The sequence below is a fragment of the Streptomyces sp. NPDC002623 genome (assembly GCF_053592635.1).
Window position 1 is genome coordinate 172,104 of the sequence record NZ_JBSFWB010000013.1, and the last position, 16,162, is coordinate 188,265.

13 protein-coding genes are annotated in these 16,162 nt (G+C 73.1%); 11 read left to right on the plus strand and 2 right to left on the minus strand.

What is annotated here, in order from left to right:
• Positions 1-44 precede the first annotated feature (44 nt).
• The gene (locus ACWD4O_RS24440; RefSeq protein WP_451282791.1) at positions 45-1,211 is read right to left on the minus strand and encodes a S1 family peptidase; all 1,167 of its coding nucleotides are present in this window, start codon (positions 1,209-1,211) and stop codon (positions 45-47) included.
• Positions 1,212-1,410: 199 nt separating this feature from the next.
• Between ACWD4O_RS24440 and ACWD4O_RS24445 the strand changes: the two genes are divergently transcribed.
• Both ACWD4O_RS24445 and gap read left to right on the plus strand, forming a co-directional pair.
• Positions 1,411-2,367 carry a GlxA family transcriptional regulator gene (locus ACWD4O_RS24445; protein ID WP_451282793.1) on the plus strand — a complete coding sequence of 319 codons (957 nt, stop codon included), beginning with the start codon at positions 1,411-1,413 and terminating at the stop codon, positions 2,365-2,367.
• A gap of 109 nt (positions 2,368-2,476) precedes the next feature.
• Positions 2,477-3,478 (plus strand): type I glyceraldehyde-3-phosphate dehydrogenase, encoded by a 1,002-nt coding sequence (gene gap / locus ACWD4O_RS24450; RefSeq protein ID WP_451282795.1) that lies wholly within the window; start codon positions 2,477-2,479, stop codon positions 3,476-3,478.
• Here gap and ACWD4O_RS24455 read toward each other — a convergent pair.
• Positions 3,472-5,640, minus strand: a complete 2,169-nt coding sequence (locus ACWD4O_RS24455) for an FUSC family protein (RefSeq protein ID WP_451282797.1) — start codon at positions 5,638-5,640, stop codon at positions 3,472-3,474. The two genes, gap and ACWD4O_RS24455, sit on opposite strands and share 7 nt — an antisense overlap.
• A gap of 215 nt (positions 5,641-5,855) precedes the next feature.
• Here ACWD4O_RS24455 and ACWD4O_RS24460 point away from each other — a divergent pair, with 215 nt between their 5' ends.
• The 9 genes from ACWD4O_RS24460 to ACWD4O_RS24500 all read left to right on the plus strand — a co-directional run bounded on the left by ACWD4O_RS24460 (position 5,856) and on the right by ACWD4O_RS24500 (position 16,086).
• The gene (locus ACWD4O_RS24460; protein WP_451282799.1) at positions 5,856-6,611 is read left to right on the plus strand and encodes an NUDIX domain-containing protein; all 756 of its coding nucleotides are present in this window, start codon (positions 5,856-5,858) and stop codon (positions 6,609-6,611) included.
• The gene (locus ACWD4O_RS24465) at positions 6,608-7,333 is read left to right on the plus strand and encodes an alpha/beta hydrolase (protein ID WP_451282801.1); all 726 of its coding nucleotides are present in this window, start codon (positions 6,608-6,610) and stop codon (positions 7,331-7,333) included. Before ACWD4O_RS24460 ends, ACWD4O_RS24465 begins: the two co-directional genes overlap by 4 nt.
• A gap of 167 nt (positions 7,334-7,500) precedes the next feature.
• Positions 7,501-7,740: a hypothetical protein gene (locus ACWD4O_RS24470; protein ID WP_450947634.1), complete on the plus strand. Its 240-nt coding sequence runs from the start codon at positions 7,501-7,503 to the stop codon at positions 7,738-7,740.
• Between the two features lie 24 nt (positions 7,741-7,764).
• The gene (locus ACWD4O_RS24475; RefSeq protein WP_451282804.1) at positions 7,765-8,985 is read left to right on the plus strand and encodes an aminotransferase class V-fold PLP-dependent enzyme; all 1,221 of its coding nucleotides are present in this window, start codon (positions 7,765-7,767) and stop codon (positions 8,983-8,985) included.
• 35 nt (positions 8,986-9,020) lie between these two features.
• A complete protein-coding gene (locus tag ACWD4O_RS24480) occupies positions 9,021-9,314 on the plus strand; it encodes a hypothetical protein (RefSeq protein WP_451282806.1) in 294 nt (97 codons plus the stop codon).
• 96 nt (positions 9,315-9,410) lie between these two features.
• Positions 9,411-10,592: an ROK family protein gene (locus tag ACWD4O_RS24485; RefSeq protein WP_451282808.1), complete on the plus strand. Its 1,182-nt coding sequence runs from the start codon at positions 9,411-9,413 to the stop codon at positions 10,590-10,592.
• A gap of 54 nt (positions 10,593-10,646) precedes the next feature.
• Entirely contained in the window at positions 10,647-12,479 is a 1,833-nt protein-coding gene (locus ACWD4O_RS24490) for an alpha-galactosidase D (RefSeq protein ID WP_451282809.1), read from the plus strand.
• A 56-nt stretch (positions 12,480-12,535) separates the two neighbouring features.
• Positions 12,536-14,893 (plus strand): glycosyl hydrolase family 95 catalytic domain-containing protein, encoded by a 2,358-nt coding sequence (locus tag ACWD4O_RS24495; protein WP_451282811.1) that lies wholly within the window; start codon positions 12,536-12,538, stop codon positions 14,891-14,893.
• Positions 14,890-16,086 carry an SGNH/GDSL hydrolase family protein gene (locus tag ACWD4O_RS24500; RefSeq protein WP_451282813.1) on the plus strand — a complete coding sequence of 399 codons (1,197 nt, stop codon included), beginning with the start codon at positions 14,890-14,892 and terminating at the stop codon, positions 16,084-16,086. Before ACWD4O_RS24495 ends, ACWD4O_RS24500 begins: the two co-directional genes overlap by 4 nt.
• The last annotated feature ends 76 nt before the right edge of the window (positions 16,087-16,162 follow it).

Consider the following 16,162-nt stretch of genomic DNA (forward strand, 5'->3'; position numbering starts at 1 on the left):
GACGGGTGTGGTGCGGGGGCCCAAGGGGGGCCCTGGGCCTTCGGTCAGTAGGTGTGCAGGGTGAGTCCGTAGCGGTTGAGGATCTCGTTCACCGGCTGGAACCATGTCTCGCCGCCGCCGGTGCAGTTGCCCCAGCCGCCGGAGGTGACACCCTGTGCCTGGTCGCCGCTGATGAACGAGCCGCCGGAGTCGCCGCCTTCGGCGCAGACGCTCGTCTTCGTCATCTGGTGCACCGCGCCCTGGCTGTAGTTGACGGTCTCGTTCTTCGCGAGGACCGTGCCGCAGTGCCAGTGCGTGGTCGACCCGGACCGGCAGACGGACGAGCCGACGGGCGCCTCGGCCGAGCCGCGCACCAGCCGGTCGGGGATCGTCCCCCAGCCGAGCACGACCGGCACCGTCCACCAGCCGCTGCCCACGTTGACCCAGGCGTAGTCGTTGTCGGGGAACGAGGAGCCCTGGAAGTTGCCGATGTACGAGCCGTCCCAGCCCCGCACGCCCGCGCCCGCCTGACCGCAGTGACCGGCGGTCACGAACCCGCCGTGCACCGAGAAGCCGATGGAGCAGCGGACGTTGCCCGTGTAGTAGGGGTCGCCGCCGACCGTGCCCGCCGCGAAGGTGCGCGGGGCGGCGGCGACCGTCTCGACGGTGACGGGACCGGCGGCGCGGGCCTGCGCCAGGAACCGCTGGACATCGTTGTCCGAGCGTCGGTCGCGGACGACGGTGACCACGACGGTGTTCGCCACCGGGTCGACGTGCCAGCTCCCCACCGCGGAGGGTGCGGAGAGCCGGTCGAGGCGCGCCTTCGCCGCGTCCAGCGCCCGTGCGCTGTGCTCGACGACCCGGACATCGGCCCCTTCGGCGCGGATCGCCGCGCGCGCGGCCTGCGACGCCTGCGAGGTGACGGCCACGGTCAGCCGGTCCTCGGCGGCGTCGAACCAGGACCCCGCGTACGCGGCCCCGGCCGTGCGGCGCGCCTTGGGTTCGAGCGCGGTGGCGGCCTGCTCGGCCTCGAGGCGGGCGACCGCCTGTTCCTCGGTGAGCCCGAACTCCTGCCGCATGGCCTGGAGCAGCCCCGGGGAGGCGGGGGTGGCGGCGGGGGCGGTCTCGGCGGTCGATCCGGCCGCCGCCGCGGGGAGCGTGTTCGTGCCGCCGAGCGCGGCGAGCGTCAGCAGCGCGGCCAGACAGACGTGCTTGAGCCGTGTGCGTCTCATGGGAGTTGCCCTTCGTCGTTCCAGGAGGTGGGGGTGGAACAGCGGATCCGTGAGAGCGCTCTCAGGTATGGCGCGGCAGAGCCTAGCCCGTCCGTGGTGTCAGGTCTATGCCAATGCGGGGCCGGGTTTCCGGGCCGGGACGACGCTGCTGTTCAGGGCCTGACGAAGCCGGGCTCCGCACCCCCGTACCCTGTTGCGGGTGTCGTCTTCCCGCCTCCGACGTGTCGCCGTCCTCGTGCTCGAAGGGGCGAAGCCGCTCGATGTCGGCATCCCCGCGCAGGTCTTCACGACCCGCGCGAGCATGCCGTACGAGGTGCGGGTGTGCGGGGCCGCGCCCGGCCTGGTGACCGGCGGCGACGGTCTGTCGTACCACGTCGCCCACGGCCCCGAGGCGCTCGAATGGGCCGAGGTTGTCTTCATCCCCGGCTACCGCTTCCCCGACCGTGAGGACCCGCCGCGGGTGGTGGTCGACGCGCTGCTCGCCGCCCATGCCCGCGGCGCCCGGCTCGCCGCCATCTCGACCGGGGCCTTCGCGCTCGCCGCCACCGGACTGCTCGACGGCAGACGCGCCACGACCCACTGGCACTACACCCGGGCGCTGGCGGCGAAGCACCCGCTCGTCCAGGTCGACGAGAACGTCCTGTTCGTCGACGAGGGCAGCGTCCTGACGTCGGCCGGCGCCGCCTCCGGCATCGACCTGTGCCTGCACATCCTGCGCCGCGACCTCGGCGTCGCCGCCTCCAACCACGCGGCCCGCCGCCTGGTCGCGGCCCCCTACCGCAGCGGCGGTCAGGCACAGTACGTGCCCCGCAGCGTGCCGGAGCCGCTCGGCGAACGGTTCGCCGCCACCCGGGAGTGGGCCCTGCACCGGCTCGGCGAACCCCTCACCCTGGAGGCGCTCGCCCGGCACGCGGCGGTCTCCGAGCGCACCTTCTCGCGCCGCTTCGTCGAGGACACCGGGTACACGCCGATGCAGTGGGTCATGCGCGCCCGCCTCGACGCGGCCCGTGAGCTGCTCGAACGTTCCGAACGCGGCGTCGAGCAGATCGCGGGCGACGTCGGGCTCGGCACCGGGGCGAACCTGCGGATGCACTTCCAGCAGATCCTCGGCACCACGCCGAGCGAGTACCGGCGCACCTTCACCCAGGGCGAGTAGCCGGGACGTCCGCAGGGCTGGCGAGATCCTTGCGAACCATGGCGCTCACGCCCTGGCCACGGGATCGGGCCGCGCGCGAGGCTGGTGGCGAACCGAAGGGACACCATTCATGACTCGCATCGCCGTCAACGGATTCGGCCGCATCGGACGCAACGTGCTGCGCGCGCTCCTCGAACGCGACAGCGACCTCGAGATCGTCGCCGTCAACGACCTCACCGAGCCCACCGCCCTCGCGCAGCTGCTCGCCTTCGACTCGACGTCCGGCCGGCTGGGCCGCCCGGTCGGCGTGGAGGACGGCGACACCCTCGTCGTCGACGGCCGTCGTATCAAGGTGCTCGCCGAGCGCGAGCCGGCGCAGCTGCCGTGGGCCGAGCTCGGCGTCGACATCGTGCTGGAGGCGACCGGCCGCTTCACCTCCGCCAAGGCGGCCCGCGCCCACCTCGACGCCGGCGCGAAGAAGGTGCTCGTCAGCGCGCCCTCGGACGGCGCCGACGTCACGCTCGCCTACGGGGTCAACACCGACGCCTACGACGCCGAGCTGCACACGATCGTCTCGAACGCCTCCTGCACCACCAACGCGCTCGCGCCGCTGGCCGCCGTCCTCGACGACCTCGCCGGCATCGAGCACGGGTTCATGACGACCGTGCACGCCTACACGCAGGAGCAGAACCTCCAGGACGGTCCGCACCGCGACCCGCGCCGTGCCCGCGCCGCCGGCGTCAACATCGTGCCGACCACGACGGGCGCCGCCAAGGCGATCGGCCTCGTGCTGCCGAACCTCGAGGGCAAGCTGTCCGGCGACTCGATCCGGGTGCCCGTCCCGGTGGGCTCGATCGTCGAGCTGAACACCACCGTCGCCCGCGACGTGACCCGTGAGGACGTGCTCGCCGCGTACCGCACCGCCGCCGAGGGCCCGCTCGCGGGCGTCCTCGAGTACTCGGAGGACCCGCTCGTGTCCTCCGACATCACCGGCAACCCGGCCTCGTCGATCTTCGACTCGGCCCTCACCCGGGTCGAAGGCCGCCACATCAAGGTGGTCGCCTGGTACGACAACGAGTGGGGCTTCTCGAACCGGGTGATCGACACCCTCGAGCTGCTCGCCGGTCACTGACCGGAGCGCGCCGCGGGCGAGCCTGACCGGTGGCCGGTACCGGCCCGGAGGTCCGCCGCGAGCGCGTCGAGCCACACCTCGACGTCGCTCAGGAGCGACAGGACCGGCGGCGGCGCCCGGGACGTGAGGGACGGCGGCGGCGTCAGCCGGACCCGCAGCCCGTCCGGGGGGAAGTCCGCCGCCCGGACGGCGGCCGCCTGCACCGCCTCGCCGACGTCCCGGACCCACGTCCGGGCGGCGGCGGGCAACTCGTGCGCATGAGCCGTCCGGGGCAGCCAGTAGGCGCCCAACTGGACGCGGGCGCCGAAGTTCAGCACGGCGAGGTAGTCGGGTTCGGCCCCGGGGGCGGACGGCCCGGGAGCGGACGGAGCGGGCTCGGTGCGGTACTGCGCATACGAGCCCTCCGCCATGCGCAGCCGGTGCCGGGCCAGCCGCAGGGCCTGATCCGCGGCGCCGTCGCCTCCGGTGGGTGCGTCACCGGTCACGGCCCTGGTGGTGTCCCGGATCAGGGGCGCGGCGTCCCGGAGCAGCGCCGCCATGCTGCGCCGGGTCTCGGCATGGGCCCCGAAGGGCCAGGCCAGCACACCGCACAGCAGCCCGACCGCGCTCCCGGTGAGCACATCGACGACCCGCAGCTCCGCGAGCCGCCAGGTCACGGGCGCGATCTGGGCGAACGCCACCGACACGACAAGGGTGAACAGCCCCTGCGCCCAGGCGGGTCCCTCCAGGGGACCCACGGTGAACGCGAGCAGCATCATCGGGACGAGCAGGGCCGCGTACACCTCGGTGGCGTCGCCCGCCCCGATGAGGAGCAGTCCGGCGGCCAGCGCGCCGGCGAGGGTGCCCAGGACAGCCGCGCGGACGGCGGACCAGGTGGCCAGCGCCGTGGTGCGCCCCAGGGTCAGCACGGCCAGCAGCACCCAGAAACCGTGCGAGAGGTCCAGCGAGCCCGCCACCAGGCGGGCCAGCGCGAGACCGAGCGCGGTGCGCAGTGCGTTCTGGAAGGTGACGGAGCGCCGCGTGAGGTTGCCGGCGAGGCGGATGCCGAAGAGACGGACCGTCGGGGTCCGGGCGTACCAGAACTGCTCTTCGGGCAGACCGTGCACCGGCTGACGGCCGCCGAACGCCAGCGTGACCGCCGTGCGCACGATCACCGCCGACACCGCGGCGGTCAGTACGGTCGACTGCCGCACCAGCGCCTCGTGCGGCAGTCGACCCCCGCGCTCCGCCACCGTCCCCGCCCCTGTCGCCGCCTCTGACGTCGGCGCGTCGCGCGCGGCCAGGAACTGGGCGATCATCTCCTCGAGCAGCCCGGGCCCTGTCCCGGGGCGGGCCCGGCGCAGCGCGCCGGCCGTCTCGGCGCAGGCCGCCGCCGTGCCGTGCAGGAGGGTCTGCGAGGCCAGGTCCGCGGGCGCGGCGGGCAGCGCGGTGAGGGCGGCCAGCTGGTCCACGAGGCGCCGGGTCGCGGAACCCGCCTCGGCCAGCGCCCGGGCCGTCCGCCCCGCGCCGGTCGGACGTGCACCGGGAGGCTGCTGCGAGAACCGCAGGCCCCGGCCCGCCGCCCTCAGCCGTTCGGCCGCACCGGGCTCGGGGACCCCGGCGCGCAGCAGCGACCCGGCCGCCCGGGCCGCGAGATCCAGCGTGTCGGCGAGCCGGTCGCGGTACGCCGGATCCGGGAGGTCCCCGGCCGCCGCCAGCTCGCACAGGACGAGCGCCGCCCCGCCGACCGCGACCCCGGTCAGCCGTTCGGGCAGCGTCTCGGGGGCGAAGGGCGGAAAGCACGCCAGGATGTAGAACAGCAGCAGCCCGGGCACGGTGCCGGACAGCCGCGGCCCGCACACCGCGCCGAACCTCAGCCCGAACCCGACGAGCAGCATCCCCGCCACGGCCGGCCAGGTCCCCACCGCGAGGGCAGTGCCCAGGGCGGTGAGGACGGCGGCGGCCGGCAGGGCGTTCAGCACCGTCGCGGCCCGCCGGCGCCCGGATCCGGGCACGGGCGAGAGGACGCCGAACGCGATGGGCGTGAACAGGGCGTAGATCGCGGTCACCGGCTGATCGAGCAGGTACGCCGCCGGATAGAACCCCGCCGCGGCGGCGACCGTGACCCGAGCCGCACGCCGACCCGCCCCGACGGATTCGGCGAGCGACGGCCGCTTGGGCATCAGGGCTCCTCTCCGTACGCGCCCCGAGGATCGTCCGCAACCTCAGTGTCGCGCGGGTCGGGTGATCACGCAGTCGGGCGGCCCCGACGCGAGCCCCCGGTCACCGACGCCGGCACACCTCTGACGCGACGTCACATGCGGTTCTCCGCCCGGGTGGTCGCCGACAGCCGCCGCGCTGCGGCCGACCCCCTGCGTCCGGCTCCTACGATGGCCCGGTGACGAAGGCCCCGAAAGCCCTGACCTCCGGCGGTGTCGATGTCTTCGACGTTCCCCGGCTCCGGCTGGTGGAGGCCGCGCCGCCGCGTCTGTCGCCCGCGGACGAGGCGGCCCGGGACCGTGCCTGGCAGCAGGCGGTCGAGGCCAACCCCGACCTCTTCGACGGCCCGGTGGCGGCGTGTGCGGGGGTGGCCTGGGAGGGGCCGCATCGTCTCGTCCTGTCCTGGACGCGGGTGACCTACCGGCACTACGCGCTGCGCCGGGTGCCGGGCAACCGGGCCTGGCTGCCGTCGCTGTTCGTGTACGTCGTGCAGCCCACGGACGACGGCAGGATGCTGATCGCGCGGATGTCGTCGTCGACGTCCACCCCGGGACGATGGCAGCTGCCGGGCGGCTCGGTCGAGCCTCCGCAGGACGGCGCGGAACTCGACGAGGAGGCCCTGCGCGCCCATGCCGCGCGGGAGCTGGCCGAGGAGACCGGCGTCGACCTCCCGGCCCGGCAGCTGGCGCTGTGGGCGGTCACCCGCGGCGCGCACCGGAGCATCGGCCTCGCCCATCTCGCCCCACCGCGTCCGGCGAAGGAGCTGCGGGAGGCATTCGAGGCCATGACGGCCGCCGAACGGACCGCAGGGCGTGTCCCGGAACTGGACCGCATTACCCTGGTGAGCTGCCCGGCCGAGCTGGCCGGACTGGCGGGTCCACACGTGGACTACCTGGAGCCCATCATCCGCCGCTACACGAGCACGGCCAGGTGAGAGAGGCGGCGGGGGAGTTGCGCGAACGAGGAGCCGTCGAGGCGGCCGGAACCGCGCTGGTGGTGCGGCACACACCGGTGGGGCCGCCGGGCGCCGCGGTCGTGGTCCTGCACGGCGGCCGCGAACGCGGCCGGCAGCCGTCGCGGGCCTGGCATGCGGCCGCCCTGCGGATGCGTCCCGTCCTGCGGGCGGCCGTTGCCGCGACGGACCGTCGGGACGTGCTCGTCGCCGAGGTGCGGTACCGCTATCGCGGCTGGAACGCGACCGCCGACCCGGTGCACGACACCGCACGGGCGCTCGACGAGCTGCGAAGGCTGGCGGGCGAGGTGCCGGTGACCCTGGTCGGGCACTCCATGGGCGGCCGAGCGGCACTGCGGGCGGCGGCCGACCCTGCCGTGCACGGAGTGCTCGCGCTCGCCCCGTGGTGCCCGCCCGACGAACCCGTGGCCCACCTCGGCGGGACGCGGATCGTCGTCCTGCACGGAGACCGCGACCGGGTCACCGATCCCGGGGACTCCGCGGCCTACGTCCGACGGGCGCGGGGGACTGCGGCGCAGGCCGGCCTCGTCCTCGTCCGCCGGGGCGATCACGCGATGCTCCGGCGCGGCGGCGACTGGCACCGCGCCACCGGCGCGATCGTCGCCCAACTGCTGCGCCCCGAACCGGTCCGTGAGGGACTCGCCGGCGAGGCCTGCGCGGCGGACGGCCCCCTGCCGTGGTAGGGCCCGGGGGAGTCCGCGCGGGCCTCCTCCGTGCTCCCCTGAGCCCCCTGGTCACCCGCACCATGCCGCATCAGGGACAATACGATGGTGCCGTCGCCGACGGTTGAGCTGTCGAATCGTCAGGCGACGTCGCGCAAGCGTCGATTCGTCCCGTCGGATCGCCGGCCGTGTCCGAAGCAAGTCCTGCCGTGTCGGCCCGCCCGACCGTCCACGAAAGCAGAGCCTCCTCGGTGACCCCCGTCTTCGACGACACCCCGATCTACCACCGTCTCATCACCGAACGCGGTGACATCCCCGCCCAGGTGCGCGGCGAGGCCGAGCGGATCAAGCGAGACCTGGACCGGGTCATGAGCGCCCCGTCCTCCTTCACTCCCGGCCTGCCCGCGCCGCGGGGGTTCTTCGGCTGAGCACGCCCGGATCCGAGGAGATTCGTGAACGAAGGCGAAGTCGGCACCGTGCCCCGGCCGTTGACGCTGCCCGACGGCCGGCCCGCGCTGTCCGCCTGGACGCTCGACCCCGGGATGCGGCACCTCAACCACGGCTCGTTCGGCGCGGTCCCGCGGGTCGCGCAGGAGCGGCAGAACGCACTGCGGGCCGAGATGGAACGCGCCCCCGTGGCGTGGTTCCCGGCGCTGCCCGGACGGCTGGCCGCGGCCCGCGCGGCCGTCGCCGGCCATCTGCGGACCGACGGCCGGGACCTGGCCCTCGTACCGAACGCCAGCGCCGGGGTCGGCATCGTCCACGCCGCTCTGGCCGCCCGCCCCGGCGGGGACATCGTGGTCACCGACCACGGCTACGGCGCCGTCACCATGAGCGCCCAGCGGCTGGCCGACCGCTGGGGAACGCGCGTGCGCACCGCCCGCGTCCCGCTGGCGGCCGACGCCGAGCAGGCGTACGAAGCGGTGCTGGCGGAGGTCGACGACGACGTCGCGCTCATCGTCCTGGACCAGATCACCTCCGCCACGGCCCGCCGGATGCCGGTCGAACGCGTCGGCGCCGAAGCCGCCCGGCGCGGGGTCGCCCTGCTCGTCGACGGCGCACACGCCCCCGGTCTGCTCGCCGCGCCACTGGACGGCCTGGTCTGCGACGCCTGGGTCGGCAACCTCCACAAGTGGGGATGCGCCCCGCGCGGCACGGCGGCCCTCGTCGCGCGCGGTCCGCTGCGCGCGGACCTGCACCCGCTGATCGACTCCTGGGGCGCGGCCGAACCCTTCCCGGACCGCTTCGACCATCAGGGCACGATCGACGCCACCGGCTGTCTGGCCGCGCCCACGGCCCTGGAGTTCATCGACGGCACCTGGGGCTGGGACACCGCCCGCCGCTACATGGACGAACTGGCCGAGCACGGCGCCCGCGTCGTCGCGGAGGCCTTCGGCCGGACCGGGAACCCGGCGGACCCCGTCGACGTCGGGATGCCCGTCCCCGGCATGCGTCTGGTCCGCCTGCCCGACGGCCTGGGAGACAGCCGGGTCGCGGCCGACGCCCTGCGCGACCGGGCGACCGCCGAACTGGGCGTGGAGGCCGCGTTCACCAGCTTCGACGGGCTCGGCTACCTCCGGCTGTCCGCCCACGTCTACAACACCCCCGAGGACTACGAGCACTTCGCCGAGGCCTGTGTGCCCGTCGTCGAGAAGTGGGCCCGCGGGCTCTGAGGCCCGTTGTCAGTGCCGTGCTGAAGGATGCGCAGGTGAGATCAACTTCGCCACAGGCACTCGACGTTCTGCGCATCGTCTCCGATTCGCGCACACCCGTGTTCGTCACCGAGTACGCCAGTGGACGGCGGGTGTACGGCTACTGGCGGCCGTTGGACGCCGTCGGCGGCCGGGGAGGCTGCTACGTGGCGCTGTCCACCGCCGAGTGCGACGAGCTGTACCGGACCGGGCGGATCACCCTCGGCGAGCCGGTCATGGACCCGACGAAGACGACCTATCGGGTCCGCCGCCCTGAGCCTTCGATTGCACGACAACTCTCCGTTGCTTGAGAGGTTTTGAAAGGCGGTCAGGTCTCACAGCAGGTCTTCAGTCAATTCCTGCTTCTTTCATTGACAGCAGAAAATAAGGGCCATAGGTTCCCGGCCATGCCTTCGCTCTCCCGCTCGCACCCCGCCGAGAGGTTCCCCGCCGGCACGCCGGCCGCGTCGCAGATCTTCACCACCGCGCTGTCCCAGGGGCCGCTCACCCGGCTCGAACTGGCCCGCCGGGCCGGGCTGTCCGCGGCGGCCGTCACCAAGGCGGTCCGGCCGCTGATCGAGTCGGGATACCTGGTGGAGGACGCGGACCCGGACGCGCCCGTGGCGCTCGGGCGGCCCGCGAACCTGGTGCGGGTCGACGGCGGCCGCGCCCTGTTCCTCGGGCTCAAGCTCACCGGCGACGAGATCATCGGCGTGCTCACGGACCTGCGCTGCCGGATCCTGCTGGCCCGGCATGTGCCGCTCACCGACCGCGCTCCGAAAGCCGTCCTGACCTCGGTCGCGGAGATCGTGCGGGAGCTGCTGACGGAGGCGGACGGCTACGGCGTACGCGTCATGGGACTCGGCATCGCCGTCTCCGGCGACGTCGACCGCGGGGAGGGCGTGGTCCGCTACTCGCCGTTCCTCGAGTGGCGTGACGTACCGCTGGCCGAACTCGCCTCCACCGTCACCGGCCTGCCGGTCACCGTCGACAACGACGTACGGGCCCTCACCGTCGCCGAGCAGTGGTTCGGCGCCGGCGTGGGCCTGTCGGACTTCGCCGTGGTGACCGTCGGCGCGGGCATCGGCTGCGGCCTCGTGGTCCACGGCCGGGTGGTCGCCGGGGCGCACGGCGTGGCCGGCGAGATCGGCCATGTCACCGTCGACCCGAACGGGCCGCTCTGCCACTGCGGCAACCGCGGCTGCGTCGAGGCCGTGGCCGCGGACCCGGCGATCCTCGCCCGGATCCGCGAACGGACCGGCGTCGAGGTCACAGGCACCGCCGAGGCCGTCGAACTCGCCCGCCGGGGCGACCCCGAGGCGCGCGAGGCGTACGCCAGGGCGGGGGAGGCGATCGGCCGCGGCATCGCCACCGTGGCCAACCTCCTCGGCCCGGAGCGGGTGGTCATCTCCGGCGAGGGCCTCGCCGCCCACGACCTGTTCGCCGAGCAGATCCGCAGCGCCTTCGCGGCGGCCGCGTTCGGCTCGGCCGCGCAGTGCGACGTCCAGACCCGTCCGCTGCCCTTCGAGGAGTGGGCGCGGGGCGCCGCGGCCACCGCCATCCAGTCCTTCATCACCGACCCCGACTGACAGACCCCGCACCCGCACCCCCACCGTCACCCCCACCCCCAGGAGGTACGACCCATGCGGTCACCCTCGCACTCCGCCCTGCCCGCACGCGCCCTGAGGGCGGTCAGAGCCGTCCGGGCCGTCCGGGCCGTGGTCGTCCTGGCGCTCGCCGCCGGCACCGCGACCGTCGCCCCCGCGGCCCATGCCGAGACGCTCGCGCCTGCCGCGCCCGGGATCGCCGCGAAGCCCTACATGGGCTGGTCGAGCTGGAGCATGCAGTCCTCCAAGTACCCGGGCCTGAACCCCGACGGCGACTACAGCTACCTCACCGAGGCGAACGTGCTGAAGCAGGCCGACGCCCTCGCCGGGAAGCTGAAGAAGTACGGCTACGAGTACGTCAACATCGACGCCGGCTGGTGGATGGACAAGGCATGGAAGGCGGGGTTCGACCAGTACGCCCGCCAGCGGGCCGACCCGCAGCGCTTCCCCCAGGGCATGAAGGCGGTCGCCGACCACGTGCACGCCAAGGGCCTCAAGGCCGGCATCTACCTGCCCGTCGGCCTGGAGAAGGGGGCGTACGCCGACGGCAAGGCCCCGATCTGGAACGCCGACGGCTGCACCACCGCCGACATCGTGCACTCCGATCTGCGCACCACCAACGGCTGGGACAGCGCCTACAAGATCGACTTCTCGAATCCCTGCGCGCAGAAGTACATCGACTCCCAGGCCCGGATGTTCGCCGACTGGGGCTATGACTTCCTCAAGCTCGACGGCGTCGGACCCGGCTCCTTCAAGAGCGGCGACAACTACGACAACATCGCCGACGTGGCCGCCTGGCAGAAGGCGATCGCCGCCACCGGCCGTCCGATCCATCTGGAGGTGTCCTGGTCCCTCGACATCGGACACGCCGCCGACTGGAAGAAGTACAGCAACGGCTGGCGGGTCGACACCGACGTCGAGTGCTACTGCAACACCCTGGTCTCCTGGGAGAACTCCGTCGACGACCGCTTCGACGACACCCCGGCCTGGACCCGGCACGCCGGCCCCGGCGGCTGGAACGACCTCGACTCGCTCGACGTCGGCAACGGGGCGATGGACGGTCTGACCAAGGCCGAGCGGCAGACCTACGCCACCCTCTGGGCCATCGCCAAGTCCCCGCTCTACACCGGCGACGACCTCACCCGCCTGGACTCCTACGGTCTGTCCCTGCTCACCAACCGTGAGGTCATCGCCGTCAACCAGGGCGACACGCCGCCCGCGCACCCGGTCACCCCGTCCGACCCCCAGCAGGTCTGGGCCGCGAAGAACCCCGACGGCACCTACACCGTCGCCCTGTTCAACCTGGCCGACGCGCCGGCCTCGGTGAGCGCCGACTGGACGACGCTCGGCTTCACCGGCAAGGCGTCGGTCCGCGACCTGTGGAACCACGAGAACCTCGGCGCGTACAAGAACGGGATCACCCAGGCACTGCCCGCCCACGGCTCCCGCCTGTTCACCGTCACCCCGCGCGGCGCCACGCTGACGTACAACGGCCATGAAGCCGAGGCCGCGGCGAACACCCTCGCCGGGAACGCCTCCGTCGCCGACTGCTCGACCTGCTCCGACGGCAAGAAGGTCGGCAACCTCTACCTCGGCGGCAAGCTCACCGTGAACGACGTCGTGGTCGACAAGGCCGGTGTCTACCAGGTCAAGGTCGCCTACATCAGCGGCGACGCCCGCTCGCTGGACGTCTCGGCGAACAGCGGCGGCGCCGTCCGGCACAAGTTCCCGTCCACCGGCGACTGGGGGACCGTGTCGGTCGTCCATGTGCCCGTGACGCTCAAGGCCGGCGTCAACACGATCACTTTCGACAGCGGTTCGGGCTACGCGCCGGACATCGACCGGATCGACGTACCGAAGTCCTCCTGAACACTCCGGGGCCCCGCGCCGTCCGCGGGGCCCCTTCTCAGACTTCTGGAGCCGTCATGAACCCCCGCCCCAGCAGAAGAACCCTGCTCTCCCTCGCCGCGACGACCGGAGCCCTTGCCACGCTCCCGACCTTCACCGCCACCGCGGCACCTCAACGTCCCTCTGCGTCAACGGTGTTCGAGGGCGATCCGCGCCACCAGCTGTGGTGGCAGGCCCCCGCCGACGACCACTCCATGATCGAACAGGGCCTGCCCGTCGGCAACGGCCGCCTCGGCGCCCTCGCGAGCAACGATCCGGGCCGCGAACTCCTGCTGGTCACCGACGCCACCATGTGGACCGGCGGCCTCAACGACACGCTGGACGCCGACGGCCAATTCCCCTACGGCCGCGCCGACTTCGGATCCTTCACCCTGCTCGCCCGGCTGACCGTGGAGATCCCCGACCACGACCTGTCCGGCGTCAACGGCTACCGCCGCACCCTCGACCTCGCCCAGGCCGTGCTCACGACGACCTACGTCCGCTCCGGGGTGACGTACCGGCGGCAGATCTTCGCCAGCCGCCCCGACGACGTGATCGTCCTGCACTTCACCCAGAGCGGCGGCGGCCGCTACACCGGATCGGTGACCCTGGACGGCACGCACGGCGAGACCGGAACGGGAGCGGAGTCGTTCGGCGCGTCCCTCCCGAACGGCCTGCGCTACGGCGCCGCCGTCACCGCGCACGGCAGCGGCGGCAGGGTCCGGGTGAACGGGACCCGGATCGACTTCACGGGCTGCACCGACCTCACGGTGGTGGTCAGCGGCGGCACCGACTACGCACCCGACGCCGAGGCGAAGTACCGCGACCCGTCGCTCGACCCGCAGAAGCTGGCCCGGACGAAGGTGCGCGCGGCCGCCGCCCACTCCGTCCCCACGCTGCTGCGCACCCATGTCGCCGACTACCGAGCCCTGTACGGCCAACTCGACCTCTCACTCGGCGAGTCCACCGCCGAGCAGCGCTCCCTGGACACCTGGCAACGCCTCACGGCACGCGCCCGCGACACGACGCCGGACCCCGAACTCGAAGCCTCCTACCTTCAGTTCGGCCGCTATCTGATGATCTCCGGATCCCGCGGCAGCCTCCCGCTCAACCTCCAGGGACTGTGGCTCGACGGCAACGACCCGGACTGGATGGGCGACTACCACACCGACATCAACCTCCAGATGAACTACTGGATGGCCGACCGCACGGGCCTGTCCCAGTGCTTCGACGCCCTCACCGACTACTGCCTCGCCCAACTGCCCTCCTGGACCGCGCTCACGCGCTCCCTGTTCGACGATCCCCGCAACCGCTATCGCAACTCCACCGGCAAGAACGCCGGTTGGACGGTCGCGATCTCCACCAACCCGCACGGCGGCATGGGCTGGTGGTGGCACCCCGCAGGCAACGCCTGGCTGGCCAACACCCTGTGGGAGCACTACGAGTTCACCCGCTCACGCGCCCATCTGGCCAGGATCTACCCGCTGTTGAAGGGCGCCTGCGAGTTCTGGGAGGCACGGCTGCTGCCGACGACCCTCCCCGGCTCCGCACAGGAGGTCCTCGTCGCCGACAGCGACTGGTCGCCCGAACACGGCCCGCTCGACGCCCAGGGCATCACCTACGCCCAGGAGTCGGTGTGGGAGCTGTTCGGCCACTACGGCGCCGCCGCCGGGGAGCTGGGGGAGGACGCCGCCTACGCCGACACCATCGCAGGCCTGCGCAAGCGGCTGTATCTGCCCGAGGTGAGCCCCAGGACCGGCCGGCTGCAGGAATGGATGTCCCCGGACGACCTCGGCGAGACCACCCACCGCCATCTCTCCCCACTGGTCGGCCTCTTCCCCGGCGACCGGATCCGCCCCGACGGATCCACGCCGAAGGACATCGTCGACGGCGCCACCGCCCTCCTCACCGCGCGCGGCATGAACAGCTTCGGCTGGGCGAACGCCTGGCGCGCCCTGTGCTGGGCCCGCCTGAAGAACGCGGAGAACGCCTACCAACTGGTCGTGAACAACCTGCGCCCGTCGACGGGCGGCGGCAACGGCACCGCCTTCAACCTGTTCGACGTCTACGAGGTCGAACCGGGCCGGGGCATCTTCCAGATCGACGCCAACTTCGGCACGCCCGCCGCGATGAGCGAGATGCTCCTGTACTCCCGCCCCGGACACCTGGAACTCCTGCCCGCCCTGCCCGCGGCCTGGGCCGCCGCCGGACATGTCACCGGCCTGCCTGCCCGTGGCGGTTTCGTCGCCGACCTGCGCTGGCGCGACGGCACACCCACCTCGCTGCGGCTGCGCAGTGTCGGCGGCCGGACCACGACGGTGACGTACGCGGGGACCTCCCGGACCGTGGACCTGCGACCGGGGGAGTCCGTCACGCTGAAGGGCTTCACCCGATGACGGCCCGTCGCTCGCCGGTGCGGCTGTTCGTCGCCGTCCTGTCGGCCGTCGCCCTGCTCCAGGCCCTCCCGGCGGCCCATGCGGCCGAACCCCGGCACGACGTCATCACCTGGGGCGCGTCCGCCGACCGGATGGGTGAGGGCGTCGCCGACCGCGGCTACCGGCTCGTGGTGCGCACCAGCGTCGGCGGCAGCGACCTGCGGATCCGGCTCACCAACGCCTTCGGCGACCGTCCGGTGACCTTCGACAGCGTGTACGCGGGGGTGCGGCAGCAGGGCGCGGCACTGGTGCCCGGCAGCAACCGGCGGCTGAGTTTCGGCGGCGCGGACTCCGTCACGATCCCCGCCGGCGGCACGGCGCTGAGCGACGCGCTGCCCGGCAGCCTGCCCGCCGCGACCGACCTGGCGGTCAGCCTGCACTCATCGGACGCGGCGGGCCCGGCGAGCGGTCACGGGATGGCCATGCAGACGTCGTACATCGCCCAGGGCGACCACACCGCCGAGGAGAGCGCCGAACGGTGGACCGGGGCGATCGGCTCGTGGTTCTACCTCGACGCCGTCTCCGTGCGCGCGAACGCGTCGACGGGCGCGGTGGTCGCGCTCGGCGACTCCATCACGGACGGCTGGCAGTCCACGTCCGATCTCGACCGCCGCTGGCCCGACTACCTCGCCCGCCGGCTGCAACAGGCGAAATCCCCGATCAAGGGGGTGGCGAACGAGGGGATCTCCGGCAACAAGGTCCTCGCGGACGGACTCGGCCAGAGCGCGCTGAACCGGCTCCAGCGGGACGTGCTGTCCCACCCGGGCGTGCGCACGGTGTTCCTCTTCGAGGGCGTGAACGACATCAAGGCCCACACCGGAGTGACGGCCCAGGACCTGATCGCCGGCTACCGGGAGATCGTCCGCCGGGTGCACGCGGCGGGCAAGTGCGTCGTCGGCGCCACCGTGGCCCCCTTCAAGGGCTGGTCGGAGTGGGACCCGGCCGCCGAGTCCGTACGCCAGGAAGTCAATGCGTTCATCCGCACCGGCGGGGAGTTCGACGCCGTCACCGACTTCGACCGCATCCTGCGCAGCCCCTACGACGCTGAGCGGATCCTGCCCTTCTTCGACGGCGGCGACCATCTGCACCCCAACGACAAGGGGATGCAGGCGATGGCCGACGCGGTGGACCTCACGGCACTCGACTGCCCCTGATCGCGTGACCGAGCGGCGCGTAACCGGGCGGCGCCTACCTGGGCAGTGCGTACCCGGGCAGCTCCCGCCCGGGCTG